The following is a 13,754-nucleotide window of genomic DNA, read 5'->3' as shown; positions in this document are numbered from 1 at the left end:
ATGAAAAAATGATTAAAATTCTTTCTGCCCTTTTCCTTCCTTGTCTACTTGTCATGCTATTTTCAAGAGTCACCTATAACAATGTCGTAGGCCTTGTTTTAACTGTTGCCTTGATTACAGCTTCCGCATATAAAGGTTATACGCATACAAACTTATTGATCATCGTCGATGCCTTATCCCTGACAGTGGGATTTTGGTTGTCAAAAAGAATGATGAAACGTACATCCAAGAGCGCCTGACATCAAAGGTGCTTTTTTTGTACTCAAACTTGTCATTCCCCTCAACACATCATGAAGTTCATTAAAACAAAAAACGAATGGATGTTCGCTTATTGCTGGTTTGTTTTAAGGCTATTGTGGTAGAATGTGTATATATGCTTTATTAAACCGGAATAAATAGAAGGGATATAGGCATGTCCCGTTTTCATATAAAAATATTTCAATAGGAGGCCATGCTTGGTGAAGGATAAGTTTGAGTTAGTCTCAAAATACTCTCCTCAAGGAGATCAGCCGGCAGCAATTGAAATGCTGGTCGAAGGGATTAAGGAAGGCAAGGAAATGCAGACGCTATTGGGGGCAACGGGTACAGGTAAAACGTTCACCGTTTCCAATGTGATCCAAAAGATCAATAAACCGACTCTTGTCATTGCCCACAATAAAACGTTGGCAGGGCAGCTTTACAGTGAGTTCAAAGAGTTCTTCCCTAATAATGCCGTCGAATACTTCGTTAGCTATTATGATTACTACCAGCCAGAGGCTTATGTTCCATCCACGGATACATTCATCGAAAAAGATGCAAGCATCAATGATGAAATCGATAAACTGCGTCACTCGGCCACATCATCTTTGTTCGAAAGGAAAGATGTCATCATCATTGCCAGTGTTTCGTGCATATATGGACTCGGTTCTCCTGAAGAGTACCGGGAGATGGTCGTTTCCCTCCGAACAGGCATGGAAATAGACCGGAATGCCTTGCTGCACAGACTCGTGGATATTCAATATGAGAGGAATGATATTGCTTTCCAACGGGGAACCTTCCGCGTTCGCGGCGACGTCGTCGAAATTTTCCCGGCCTCTCGTGATGAACATTGTGTACGGGTCGAGTTTTTCGGGGATGAGATTGACCGTATCCGTGAAGTCGATGCCCTGACCGGTGAAATTACCGGTGAACGGGAACATATCGCCATTTTCCCGGCTTCCCACTTCGTAACCCGCGAAGAGAAAATGCGGATAGCCATTCAAAATATCGAAACGGAACTGGAAGAGAGACTGAAGGAATTAAGGGAAGATGAAAAGCTCCTTGAAGCACAGCGCTTGGAGCAGCGGACCCGCTATGATTTGGAAATGATGCGGGAAATGGGCTTTTGTTCTGGGATCGAGAACTATTCCCGCCATTTAACCCTTCGTCCCTCAGGTGCGACACCATACACTTTAATGGATTACTTTCCAGAGGATTTCCTATTGGTCGTGGATGAATCACATGTAACCCTTTCGCAAATCCGCGGAATGTTCAATGGAGATCAGGCGCGGAAGCAAGTGCTCGTCGACCATGGCTTCCGTCTGCCGTCTGCGAAAGATAACCGCCCGCTAAGATTTGAAGAATTTGAAAAAAAGGTCCATCAATCCATATTCGTTTCGGCAACTCCGGGTCCATATGAACTCGAACATACGCCAGAAATGGTTCAGCAAATCATCCGTCCTACCGGATTGCTGGATCCGACGGTAGAAGTGCGGCCGATTGAAGGGCAGATAGATGACCTGATCGGTGAAATACAGGAGCGCGTCAAAAAGAACGAGCGTGTGCTCATAACGACCTTGACGAAAAAGATGTCTGAAGATTTAACTGATTATTTAAAGGAAATCGGCATCAAGGTCCAATATCTTCATTCGGAAGTGAAGACCCTGGAAAGGATAGAGATCATCCGGGAACTCCGAATGGGCAAATATGATGTACTCGTTGGAATCAACCTTTTACGGGAAGGCCTGGATATTCCGGAAGTGTCGTTAGTGACCATTCTGGATGCCGATAAGGAAGGGTTCCTTCGCTCGGAACGTTCGCTTATTCAAACGATGGGCCGTGCAGCCCGTAATGCCAACGGCCATGTCATCATGTATGCAGACCGCATCACGAATTCGATGGAACTTGCCATCAATGAAACGAGGCGGCGCCGTGAAATCCAGGAGAAGTATAATGAAGAGCATGGAATAATGCCTCAAACCATTCAAAAGGATATCCGTGACTCCATAAGGGCGACGCATGTAGCCGAAGAAGGCGAAGAGTATAAGGAAGATCTTGCACCAAGCCTTGCGAAGCTCCCTAAAAAAGAGCGTTTAAAAGTGATGGCAAGCATGGAAAAAGAAATGAAGGAAGCGGCAAAGGCACTGGACTTCGAGCGAGCTGCCGAGCTGCGTGATTTATTACTAGAGTTAAAAGCGGAAGGGTGACGAAACATGGCAATGGATAAAATTGTGATAAAAGGCGCCAGGGCCAACAATTTAAAGAATATTGATATCACGATACCGAGAGACAAACTTGTTGTGCTGACCGGATTATCCGGATCTGGAAAGTCTTCCTTGGCTTTTGATACGATTTATGCAGAAGGGCAAAGACGTTATGTAGAATCACTGTCCGCTTATGCTCGTCAATTCTTAGGCCAAGTGGATAAACCGGATGTCGATGCGATCGAAGGTTTGTCACCAGCCATTTCCATAGACCAGAAAACGACCAGTCGGAATCCTCGTTCAACCGTAGGGACTGTTACGGAAATCTATGATTATTTAAGGCTGTTATTTGCACGGGTCGGCAGGCCGACCTGTCCGATCCATAATATTGAAATCACCTCACAAACGATCGAACAAATGGTGGACCGCATTCTTGATTACCCTGAGAGAACCAAGCTTCAGGTATTGGCACCGCTCGTCTCAGGCAGAAAAGGGACACATGCGAAAGTTTTGGAGGATGTTAAGAAACAAGGTTATGTCCGCATTCGTGTGAACGGGGAAATGCATGATCTCAGTGAGGAAATCACTCTCGAAAAAAACAAGAAACATTCGATTGAAGTCATCATTGACCGGATCGTCATTAAAGAGGGGATCATGGCCAGGCTTGCAGATTCATTGGAAAGTGCTTTGCAGCTTGGCGAAGGCAAAGTCATCATTGACGTAATGGGTGAGGAAGAGCTGCTTTTCAGTGAACATCATGCTTGTCCATACTGCGGATTTTCGATTGAAGAGTTAGAGCCGAGGATGTTTTCCTTCAATAGCCCGTTCGGGGCCTGCCCAGATTGTGATGGCTTGGGGGCGAGGCTTGAGGTGGACCGTGATCTCGTCATCCCGAATAACGAATTAAGCCTCCGTCAACATGCGATTGCGCCATGGGAGCCGACGAGTTCCCAATATTATCCTCAGCTCCTTGAAGCGGTAGCCAACCATTATGGAATAGATATGGATGTGCCCGTTAAAGACTTACCGGAAGAGAAGATGGATAAGGTTTTGCTTGGTTCAGGTAAAGATAAGATATATTTCCGTTATAAAAATGATTTTGGAAGAGTGCAAGAAGGATATATTCCTTTTGAAGGAGTTTTAAGAAACATCGAAAGGCGCTTCAAGGAGACGAGTTCAGACTATATCCGTGAGCAAATGCAGAAATACATGTCAGAACATCACTGTCCAACCTGTAAGGGTCATCGTTTGAAGAAAGAGAGTCTTTCCGTGCTCATTCAAGGGGTCCATATAAGTCAAACGACCGCTTTATCAGTGGAAGATGCGTTGGTATTTTTCGATGAGCTTGATTTGACTGAAAAGGAAGCGGCAATTGCGAGATTGATTTTACGTGAAATTCGTGAGCGGCTCGGTTTCCTGGCCAATGTAGGTTTGGAATATTTGACGTTGAGCAGGGCAGCGGGAACATTATCCGGCGGTGAAGCGCAGCGTATAAGATTGGCGACGCAGATCGGTTCCCGTTTGACGGGAGTCCTCTATATTTTGGATGAACCTTCAATAGGGCTGCATCAGAGGGATAACGATCGATTGATCGAAACATTGAAGAATATGCGCGAAATCGGGAACACCCTGATTGTTGTCGAGCATGATGAAGATACGATGATTGCTGCGGACTATTTGATCGATGTTGGTCCAGGTGCTGGAGCGCATGGAGGAGAAATAGTGGCTGCTGGTACTCCGGAAGAGGTCATGAATGATCCTAAATCCTTAACGGGTCAATATTTGGCAGGGAAGAAATTCATTCCATTGCCATTGGAACGCCGGAAAAATGATGGCCGTGTCATTGAGATAAAAGGTGCCAAGGAAAATAATCTGAAAAACGTTAATGTCAAATTCCCGCTTGGGGTCTTCACAGCCGTTACAGGAGTCTCCGGTTCAGGGAAAAGTACTTTAGTGAATGAGATCCTCCATAAATCTTTGGCTCAAAAGCTGAATCGGGCAAAAGCCAGACCAGGCGATTTCCGCGAGATTAAGGGGGTTGAGCATTTAGATAAGGTCATTGATATTGACCAATCACCAATTGGCAGGACCCCACGATCGAATCCAGCTACCTATACGGGTGTATTCGATGATGTTCGTGACGTATTTGCCTCGACTAATGAAGCGAAGATACGCGGTTATAAAAAAGGCAGGTTCAGTTTCAATGTGAAGGGCGGCCGCTGTGAAGCATGCCGTGGTGATGGCATTATCAAGATTGAAATGCATTTTCTCCCAGATGTCTATGTCCCATGTGAAATCTGTCATGGTAAGCGTTATAACCGGGAAACACTTGAAGTGAAATATAAAGGGAAAAACATATCCGACATTCTCGATATGACAGTCGAGGAAGGCGTTAGTTTCTTTGAAAATATCCCAAAAATCAAACGGAAGCTACAAACGATTTATGACGTTGGTTTGGGTTACATCAAGCTTGGACAGCCTGCCACGACTTTATCAGGCGGTGAAGCGCAAAGGGTGAAACTCGCTTCTGAATTGCATCGCCGTTCCACTGGGCGCTCATTTTATATCTTGGATGAACCGACGACCGGACTTCATGTCCACGATATAGCAAGGCTGCTCCAAGTGCTGCAGCGGCTGGTTGACAATGGGGATACAGTTTTGGTGATCGAGCATAATCTGGATGTCATCAAGACGGCGGACCATATTATTGACCTGGGACCGGAAGGCGGAGATAAGGGCGGTACGATCGTCACTTATGGAACACCTGAAAAAATATGTGAAGTTTCTGAATCGTATACGGGAAAATACTTAAAACCTGTACTTACCCGTGATCAAATTCGTATGGAAAATTGGATTGAAGAAAAAGAAACAGAGCATGAACATGCTTAAAAGAACAAGCCATCAGGCTTGTTAAGGTTTTAGACAAAAAGGGTTCGGAACGGTCTAATGCCGAACCATGATTTTAAAACAAGACTAGATTATCCTTAATGGTTTTTTACAGTAATCCTTATTGGATTGAAGAAATTTGCCACACTCCTGCCGAATAACTGGCTAGCCAATACCCCACAGCCGCTTGCGGTGAGGATGCTTGGCAGACAGTCGGCGGGGAGCGGATTTCTGAAATCAATTGGAACGTTTTTAAATAAAAACTGCAGGCAAACTTGAACTGTGAACTGCCCCGTAAATGTTAGACACCAAACTAACATTTACGGGGTGTTTTTTATGGCTAATTTTTCTGCCGAACAGAAAATATTCATTGTACGACTTTACCTTGAAGGAAAGCACAGCTATATGGATCTTCAGAAAATATTTGAAGTTTCGTATCAAATGATTCAAGGATGGGTTCGTTTATACCAAATTCAAGGAGCCGATGGATTTAAGAAATCCTATACAAGTTATTCTACGGAGTTTAAAATGGATGTACTTAATTATATGAATGAAACGGGTATATCTTCTTACGACGCAGCCGCAAGGTTTAATATTTCATCTCCAGCGCTAATTCGGACGTGGAGAATAAATGTTAATGCCTATGGATTAGATGCCCTAATTTCTAAGAAAAAGGGGAGACCATCCATGAAAAAAGATATCAATCCATCCAAACAAATTGAAGGTTCGGTTAAAGAGCTTGAAGAACGAATTAAACAACTGGAAATGGAGAATGCGTATTTAAAAAAGTTAAATACTTTAGTTCAAATGCAGGAAAAATTACAACCAAAATCAAAGCGCAAGTAATTTATGAACTAAAGTCCATTTATGAGGTTGTGGCCTTAATTAAAGTCGCTGATATTCCACGTAGCACGTACTATTATTGGGAAAAACGCTTGAATCGAGAAGATAAGTATTCGAAGGTAAAAGCCACTATTCAGTCTATCTATCATGAACATAAAGGACGTTACGGTTATCGTCGTATCACAAAAGAGTTAAAAAAATATGGGTTTTCTCACAATCCAAAGACCATCAACCGCCTCATGAATGAAATGGGCGTAAAATGTTTAGTCCGTATGAAAAAGTATCGTTCATATAAGGGGCGTGTTGGTCGAATTGCCCCCCATATTTTACAACGTGATTTTCAAGCCGAGAAAATGAATCAAAAATGGGTAACAGACGTAACGGAATTTCATTTATTTGGGGAGAAACGTTACTTATCCCCTATCCTTGATTTATGTAATGGTGAAATTATTGCCTACAAAGTGATGAAACGGCCTGTTTATAAACTTGTTGGAGATATGTTAGATGAGGCGATTAAACACCTAAAACCAGAAGATACGGTCATCCTCCATTCGGATCAAGGGTGGCATTATCAAATGAAGAAGTATCAAAAAACCTTAAAAGATTCCCGCATTATACAAAGCATGTCCCGTAAGGGAAATTGTTTAGATAACGCAGTCATGGAAAACTTTTTTGGCTTGTTAAAGTCTGAATTGCTTTATCTCCAAGAGTTTGAAAGTATGGAGCACTTTGAAAAGGAATTAGATGATTATATTCATTACTTTAACCACAAACGAATGAAGGTAAAATTAAAAGACCTGAGTCCGATAGAATACCGAACTCAGGTCTTAGAAGCTGCTTAAATTATATGTCTAACTTTATTGGGTCAGATCAACTGGCTTTTCTTCGAGTTTATCTACAGTCTTGAACAAGCCATCAGGCTTGTTTTTTTGTAGAAAAATGACGGTGTGCATTTAATCAATCATTTGATTAAAGAATGGGAAAACAAGTTATTTCCGGGGAAATCAAACATCTTCCTTTTCGGAAATTGTCATTTTCGTTTGTCGAATGATGGGAAAAACGGTATTTATGAAACTTTTTAGATATCTAGGCGTATGTATGAATAAAATGATAGAAGAAAGCGAGGAATGTTCATGCAGGAGGAAAGAAAGAGAATTTTAGAAATGATTCAGGATGGAAAGTTATCAGCGGAAGAAGCCATGGGCCTATTGGAAGAATTAGATAAAGCCAGTCAGGAAAGTGAAGCTAAAGAGCAGAAATTGCAAAATGAATTATCGACGGTAGTCGTGGATAAGAAAAGCGAAGGAAGCAATCAGGATACGTTTAAGAAGAATATCCAGTCATCGAAAGAAAAGATTATGGATTTCGTTGAAAGTGCTTTTAAGAAAATCAAAGAAACGGATCTTGATTTCAATTTCGGGAAATCTGTGGAGGTCAGTCATATTTTCCAGCATGATCAAGATTTCCTGAATGTAGTTGATGTAGATATAGCGAATGGGAAAATGAAAATCGCCGCATGGGACCATGATGATGTCCGGGTGGAATGCCAAGCTAAGGTATACCGTGTGGAAGATATAGAAGATGCCAGGAAAAACTTTTTGGAAGAAGTCGATTTCACGATTGAAAATGGAAAATTGAAGTTCAAGGTTCGTGAAAAATCCATAAAGGTTGATACGACCATGTACATTCCAAGAAAAGAATATGAGGACATTCATGTAAGGATGTTCAATGGCGCAATCACGGCTGAATCATTGAAATCAGAGAACTTTAAAGCGAAAACGGCGAATGGTGCCATTCATATCATGCAGGGTACGGGTGATTCCTGTGAGCTTGAAACTGGTAACGGGATGATCACCATTTCAGATACAAATTTTAATGACTTGGAAGCCGAGACCCTGAATGGAGCGATTAATGCCGATGGGTACTTCAAGAAATTGGATGTTCAAACGTTCAATGGTGAAGTCATCTGTACGAATTCAGGGATGGATTGCGATTCGATCCATGCTAAGTCAGTCACTGGAAAAGTCCAGCTGACCCTTCCTCCAGGTAAGGCGATCGAAGGAGAGTTGAAATCCAATTTAGGAAGCTTTAATGTAACTTTGGAAGGGATGACCATCATCGAAGAGAAAAGTGATGTGGTTCAGAAGGTCCTTAAGTTCAAGACAGTTAAAGAAGAGGTTCCTGTGCTTCATGTTTTTGCAGAAACGAAGACTGCAGCAATAACGGTTTCCTGAAAAGGGAAAGTTCACTGGCGGCGCAAAATGCATGCAAACTCTCTGAAAATGAGTTTGCCTGCATTTTTTTTTGGATTGTACAATTTGGATGTTGATTTCCGCTCCAGGCACTCGCTTATCCAGAGGCGGTCGTGGAGTCCTTGCGCCTGTGGGGTCTCCCCTAGACGCGCTTTGCCCGCAGGAGTCTCGTACCTTCCTCTCCAATCAAATTTGTTATTAAATTTAGATAGAAACCATATTTAAGGAGTTGAAGGTTTTGCGTTGGAGTTGGTTCAGGAACATTATTCTCCCTCTTTTGTCTACTAAGAGAGCCCGCCAATATAAACTGCCGGGCTTGCTTTTATTTGGTGTAAGGATTCATGTATGTCCCTCTCCTCTCTTTACTGGTTATGGGGCCATCCCGCTGCCATCATCCGTGCGGAGTGAATAAAAAAACGATAAATCGATAATGCATTGTTTGGTTATTAACAGAAAAATGCTAAAATAGAAAAAGTATCTCAAAAAATAGCATCGCTCCAAAAGGAGGAAAGATATATGGCAAAAGTCCGTACAAAGGATATAGTAGAAGCGTTCGGTCTAGAACTTATCAGTGGGGAAGAAGGAATTAACCGACCGATCGTCACGAGTGATTTATCTCGTCCCGGACTTGAAATAGCCGGTTTTTTTGATTATTATCCCGCAGATCGAGTACAGCTGTTAGGTATGACGGAGATGTCCTTTTTTAATCGGTTGAATGAACCGGATCGAATACAGAGGATGGAAGAGTTGTGCCGGGACTTTACTCCAGGCATCATCATTACGCGTGGTCAGGAAGTGCCGTTAGAATTGATCGAAGCTTCTGAGCGGGAATCCGTTCCTGTGATGAGATCCAATATGAAGACGACAAGGTTATACAGCCGTCTGACCAATTTCCTTGAAAGCAGGTTGGCACCAACCACTGCCGTTCATGGTGTATTGGTGGATATCTATGGTTTAGGTGTGTTGATCACCGGTAAAAGCGGAGTCGGTAAAAGTGAGACAGCCCTGGAATTAGTGAAACGGGGTCATCGTCTCGTAGCCGATGACTGTGTCGAAATCAGGCAGGAAGATCAAGATACGCTAGTCGGGAATGCCCCGGATTTAATTGAACATCTTCTTGAAATTAGGGGATTGGGAATCATAAATGTAATGACACTTTTTGGAGCTGGTGCAGTCCGCAGCAATAAAAAGATCTCAATCGTCATCAATCTGGAACTATGGGAAAAAAATAAGCAGTATGACCGGGTTGGCCTTGATGAAGAGAAAATGAAAATCATCGATACGGAAGTGACGAAAATTACCGTACCTGTCCGTCCAGGGCGAAATTTAGCTGTTATCATTGAAGTGGCAGCCATGAATTACCGCCTGAAACGAATGGGAGTAAATGCTGCAGAACAGTTTTCAGATCGCTTGAACCATGCCATTGCAGATCCGGAACATGATGAATTTTAAAAGGTTATAGGAAAAGAGGGGACAAAATGGAACAAGGAATACAGCCGCTGAATCCGATAGCGATTGATCTAGGTCCCATTCAGGTACATTGGTATGGGCTAATCATCGGTTTCGGTGTGTTATTGGGTCTTATTATCGCATTAAGGGAGTCGGAGCGAAGAGGTCTTGATAAGGAAATATTTACTGATTTGATTTTGTTTGCTGTCCCGATCGCGATCATTAGTGCCCGTATTTATTATGTGATCTTCCAATGGGAGTACTATTCACAAAACCCGGGGGATATCATAAAAATATGGAATGGCGGAATTGCCATACATGGTGCGTTGATCGGATCGGTGCTGACTGCAATCGTTTTTGCAAAGGTCAAGAAGGTCTCATTTTGGAAGCTGGTGGATATTGCTGCACCGAGCTTATTGTTGGGGCAGGCGATTGGCCGTTGGGGTAATTTCATGAATCAGGAAGCGCATGGGGGAGAAGTAACACGGTCATTCCTTGAAAATATGCATTTGCCTGAATTCATCATAAATCAAATGTACATAAACGGTACGTATTATCACCCGACCTTCTTGTATGAATCGATTTGGAATATCCTCGGAGTCATAATTCTCTTAAGTTTACGGAAAGTGAACTTGCGCAGGGGGGAACTGTTTTTAACCTATGTAATATGGTATTCCATCGGACGTTATTTCATCGAAGGATTGCGGACGGACAGTTTGATGCTGACGGAGTCACTGCGTATCGCACAAGTGATTTCGGTAGTGTTGATAGCTGTAGCCATTGCTTTAGTGGTCTATAGAAGGGTCCGCGGGCATGCAGACAAAAGATATTTAGATGCATAGGTAATATGTGAAAAGGGAGAGGGCATAGTGATAGTGGATTCGGTTAAAAAGGGACTTCTTTCAGGCTTGAATACAACCTGGTCTTTGGGGAAAGTGATATTTCCGGTTACTCTGATCGTCACTGTGCTTCAATATACGCCTGTATTGCCGTTCATCATCAACTTGATAGCGCCTTTGATGAATCTCATCGGTCTTCCAGGGGATGCTGCAATTCCGCTTGTATTAGGGAATTTCCTGAATTTATACGCAGCGATTGCAGGCATATTAACGCTTGATTTGACTGTGAAAGAAGTTTTTATCATCGCTATGATGCTATCTTTTTCACATAATTTATTGATCGAGTCAGGTGTGGCGATGAAAACCGGTGTCAAGCTGTGGGTCATCCTAACAGTACGGATCGGGCTTGCGCTTTTGTCCGCTGTCGTCATCAATCTTGTTTGGCAGGGCGGATCTGAAATGGCCCAAGGAACGGCTATCGGGGAGGCTGCAGAGATTAACGGAACGGGAGCAATCCTTTTGCATGGGGTCATCCAGGCCCTTTCAGGTATTGGCCAGCTGGCGGTCATCGTTATTCCGCTCATGGTTGCGGTTCAAATCATGAAGGATTTAAAGTGGCTGGAAGCCTTCTCGAAAGCCCTTGCCCCTTTCATGAAGGTCCTGGGGATGAAGCCGAATGCTTCCATGCCTTTCGTTACAGGCCTGACTCTCGGTTTGGCATATGGCGCAGGCGTGATGATTCAAGCGGCTAAAGAGGATAATGTTTCGAAGAAGGATATGACGATTGCATTCATCTTTTTAGTTGCCTGCCATGCTGTTGTAGAAGACACACTGATTTTTATTCCGCTGGGGATTCCGGTCTTGCCGCTGTTACTTATTCGGCTGCTCACTGCCATTGTTTTAACGATGGCCGTTGCGTATATATGGAATCGGACTGATAGGGTACAGAGAAAGGAAGCTGTATATGAACAGTAACATAACTACATTATTATTTGATCTTGATGGTACTTTGATCAATACAAATGAATTGATCATCGCCTCTTTTACAGAAACTTTAAACCACTTTTGTCCCGGAAAGTACAATCGGGAAGATATCATTCCATTTATCGGACCGACTTTGATCGATACGTTTTCTTCCATTGATCCAAAACGTGTGGATGAAATGATCGCATACTATCGGGAGCATAATTGGAGGAACCATGATTTGCTTGTCACACAATTTGACGGGGTGTTCGAAACCGTTCAAACGCTGAAGCAGAGCGGTTATAAATTGGCAGTCGTTACGACAAAGAAGCGCGATGTCGTCGAAAAGGGACTGCGTTTAAGCAAACTGGATCAGTTCTTTGAAGTGGTGGTCACACTGGATGAGGTGGAAAAGGCAAAGCCGGACCCAGAGCCTTTGGTAAAAGCTTTACATCAGCTCGGTTCGGTTCCTGAAGAAGCGATCATGATTGGCGACAGTTATCATGATATTATGGGCGGGAAAAATACAGGTACAAAAACGGCAGGGGTCTCCTGGTCCATTAAAGGCCGTGAATTCCTGGAAAGCTATCACCCTGATTATATGCTTGAGCAGATGGCGGATTTATTGAGTATCGTTGAGGTTGAAAAACTCACGGAGGCTAGAAAAAAATGAGACGCACGTCCCGCTATCCAGTTGAAGGGGCCAATTCACTATGGCATGTATATAAGACCGTTCCATTCTGGAAAGTCGTCAAGAATTTTGTGGTGATACAGCTAGCGCGTTACACGCCTTTTCTGGGCATGAAGAATTGGCTATACAGGACTTTTTTACATATGAAGGTCGGGAAGCATACTTCGTTTGCCTTGATGGTCATGCCGGATGTGATGTTTCCGGAAAAAATATCGGTCGGAATAAATACTGTCATTGGCTATAATACAACGATCCTTGCTCATGAATATTTGATTCATGAATATCGTTTAGGAGAAGTGGTCATTGGCGATGAAGTATTGATTGGCGCGAATTCGACCATTCTTCCAGGACTTTCAATTGGTAATGGAGCGATTGTCTCTGCGGGGACGCTTGTCCATAAGGATGTTCCGGAGGGAGCTTTCGTTGGCGGGAATCCAATGAAAATCATATATACCAAAGAGGAAATGCTTGAGAGAGAGCAGCAAACTTCCTTATGAAAAAAGGGACTTGCCCCTATATGCGGCAGGTCCTTTTTTAATGGCATTTTGGGTATAACGGAGTCAGTTCATTCTTTAGATGCTCTATCACTTCGTTGATTGATACATTTTCCTGGTTCACCGTCGCTTCATACGTTTCTTTTAAAATTTGAAAAAACCTTTCCTGTTCCTGTTTTTCCATATTGAGCTTGGCCTCCTATCATCTAGTAAAGATTTATGAAGAGGGAGCTGAACGACTTCAGCCCCGCATCTCATTTATCTATTCCGATTTCAATAAATCGGCAACCAATACGTACCGTTCCGGTGCACTACCAATATATGAAAACGGGTAGCAGGTTGTTACTGTAAGTGTGGCTTTAGGCTTGGGAACGATCACGGTACGGTCATCTGCATCGACGATACGGACCTTCCTCACTTTATATGTAAACGTACCTGCTTCTGTCTTGGCAATCAGCAAGTCACCCTCGCCGACTTCACCTAGATCTCTGAAAATTGTATCTCGATGACCGGATAAAACGGAATTATCCTTTTCACCGGGAAGGACGGATCCTGCATAATGACCGACGCCTTTTTCGAGCTCATCTTCGTCCGTTCCGTGATAAATCGGGAGTGTTGCTTCGATTTTTGGAATATATAGCTCACCCATCAAATCACCGGTTTCCGGTCGTTCTTCATATAGTTCAATGCCATCAGGATTATCTGCTTTCGTCTTCGGTTCGGGGAGCTTAGCCGTTGCTTCCGTCGTGTCAGGATTATTCCATTTATATAGGGCATAGCCTTTTAACAGCGTATAAGCGTTTGTCGTTGTAAAATAAAAACCTAAGGTCAAAAAGCATACAGCAGTGATAAGCAACGATTTTTTCTTATGCCTGGATTGCCTTTTTTTGCTCATC

General features: G+C 43.1%; 12 protein-coding genes. 10 read left to right on the top strand and 2 right to left on the bottom strand.

Annotated elements, in window-relative coordinates:
• Positions 1-8: 8 nt before the first annotated feature.
• From MKX49_RS24250 to MKX49_RS24205, 10 genes are all read left to right on the top strand, one after another.
• Positions 9-239 (top strand): CsbA family protein, encoded by a 231-nt coding sequence (locus tag MKX49_RS24250; RefSeq protein ID WP_034309928.1) that lies wholly within the window; start codon positions 9-11, stop codon positions 237-239.
• 219 nt (positions 240-458) lie between these two features.
• Positions 459-2,444 (top strand): excinuclease ABC subunit UvrB, encoded by a 1,986-nt coding sequence (gene uvrB / locus MKX49_RS24245; RefSeq protein WP_048684098.1) that lies wholly within the window; start codon positions 459-461, stop codon positions 2,442-2,444.
• Between the two features lie 6 nt (positions 2,445-2,450).
• The gene (uvrA, locus tag MKX49_RS24240; RefSeq protein ID WP_048684084.1) at positions 2,451-5,330 is read left to right on the top strand and encodes an excinuclease ABC subunit UvrA; all 2,880 of its coding nucleotides are present in this window, start codon (positions 2,451-2,453) and stop codon (positions 5,328-5,330) included.
• Positions 5,331-5,663: 333 nt separating this feature from the next.
• Positions 5,664-7,012, top strand: a protein-coding gene (locus MKX49_RS24235; RefSeq protein WP_340878091.1) for an IS3 family transposase whose coding sequence is annotated in 2 segments (ribosomal slippage) — positions 5,664-6,123 and positions 6,123-7,012 — 1,350 coding nt in all. Because the reading frame shifts where the segments join, the coding sequence is not laid out codon by codon here.
• 291 nt (positions 7,013-7,303) lie between these two features.
• Complete coding sequence (locus tag MKX49_RS24230) at positions 7,304-8,404, top strand: DUF4097 family beta strand repeat-containing protein (protein WP_340878090.1); 1,101 nt, start codon at positions 7,304-7,306, stop codon at positions 8,402-8,404.
• Positions 8,405-8,938: 534 nt separating this feature from the next.
• On the top strand, positions 8,939-9,874 hold the full coding sequence (gene hprK, locus MKX49_RS24225) for an HPr(Ser) kinase/phosphatase (protein ID WP_048687982.1): 936 nt from the start codon (positions 8,939-8,941) through the stop codon (positions 9,872-9,874).
• 26 nt (positions 9,875-9,900) lie between these two features.
• Entirely contained in the window at positions 9,901-10,713 is an 813-nt protein-coding gene (gene lgt, locus MKX49_RS24220) for a prolipoprotein diacylglyceryl transferase (protein WP_340878088.1), read from the top strand.
• A gap of 27 nt (positions 10,714-10,740) precedes the next feature.
• Positions 10,741-11,685 (top strand): nucleoside recognition domain-containing protein, encoded by a 945-nt coding sequence (locus MKX49_RS24215; protein ID WP_251540531.1) that lies wholly within the window; start codon positions 10,741-10,743, stop codon positions 11,683-11,685.
• On the top strand, positions 11,675-12,346 hold the full coding sequence (gene ppaX / locus MKX49_RS24210; protein WP_323596317.1) for a pyrophosphatase PpaX: 672 nt from the start codon (positions 11,675-11,677) through the stop codon (positions 12,344-12,346). The genes MKX49_RS24215 and ppaX overlap by 11 nt, the downstream gene beginning before the upstream one ends.
• Positions 12,343-12,861, top strand: a complete 519-nt coding sequence (locus tag MKX49_RS24205) for an acyltransferase (RefSeq protein WP_054398691.1) — start codon at positions 12,343-12,345, stop codon at positions 12,859-12,861. Before ppaX ends, MKX49_RS24205 begins: the two co-directional genes overlap by 4 nt.
• Before the next feature lie 37 nt (positions 12,862-12,898).
• Here the strand turns inward: MKX49_RS24205 and MKX49_RS24200 are convergent, their stop codons facing one another.
• Together MKX49_RS24200 and MKX49_RS24195 are read right to left on the bottom strand one after the other, a co-directional pair.
• Positions 12,899-13,042 (bottom strand): hypothetical protein, encoded by a 144-nt coding sequence (locus MKX49_RS24200; protein ID WP_340878086.1) that lies wholly within the window; start codon positions 13,040-13,042, stop codon positions 12,899-12,901.
• A gap of 78 nt (positions 13,043-13,120) precedes the next feature.
• Positions 13,121-13,753, bottom strand: coding sequence for a class D sortase (locus MKX49_RS24195; RefSeq protein WP_340878085.1), 633 nt, complete (start codon positions 13,751-13,753; stop codon positions 13,121-13,123).
• Between the last annotated feature and the right edge of the window lies 1 nt (position 13,754).

Source organism: Peribacillus sp. FSL M8-0224, assembly GCF_038003055.1.
GTDB classification, from domain to species: Bacteria; Bacillota; Bacilli; order Bacillales; family DSM-1321; genus Peribacillus; species Peribacillus frigoritolerans.
This window is presented reverse-complemented; position numbering and strand designations above follow the sequence as displayed.

Excerpts from the sequence above, each read along its gene's own strand:
- ppaX (WP_323596317.1), top strand. The coding sequence starts at position 11,675 with ATGAACAGTAACATAACTACATTATTATTTGATCTTGATGGTACTTTG.
- MKX49_RS24250 (WP_034309928.1), top strand. The coding sequence starts at position 9 with ATGATTAAAATTCTTTCTGCCCTTTTCCTTCCTTGTCTACTTGTCATG.
- MKX49_RS24205 (WP_054398691.1), top strand. The coding sequence starts at position 12,343 with ATGAGACGCACGTCCCGCTATCCAGTTGAAGGGGCCAATTCACTATGG.
- lgt (WP_340878088.1), top strand. The coding sequence starts at position 9,901 with ATGGAACAAGGAATACAGCCGCTGAATCCGATAGCGATTGATCTAGGT.
- MKX49_RS24195 (WP_340878085.1), bottom strand. The coding sequence starts at position 13,753 with ATGAGCAAAAAAAGGCAATCCAGGCATAAGAAAAAATCGTTGCTTATC.
- uvrA (WP_048684084.1), top strand. The coding sequence starts at position 2,451 with ATGGCAATGGATAAAATTGTGATAAAAGGCGCCAGGGCCAACAATTTA.
- hprK (WP_048687982.1), top strand. The coding sequence starts at position 8,939 with ATGGCAAAAGTCCGTACAAAGGATATAGTAGAAGCGTTCGGTCTAGAA.
- MKX49_RS24230 (WP_340878090.1), top strand. The coding sequence starts at position 7,304 with ATGCAGGAGGAAAGAAAGAGAATTTTAGAAATGATTCAGGATGGAAAG.
- MKX49_RS24200 (WP_340878086.1), bottom strand. The coding sequence starts at position 13,042 with ATGGAAAAACAGGAACAGGAAAGGTTTTTTCAAATTTTAAAAGAAACG.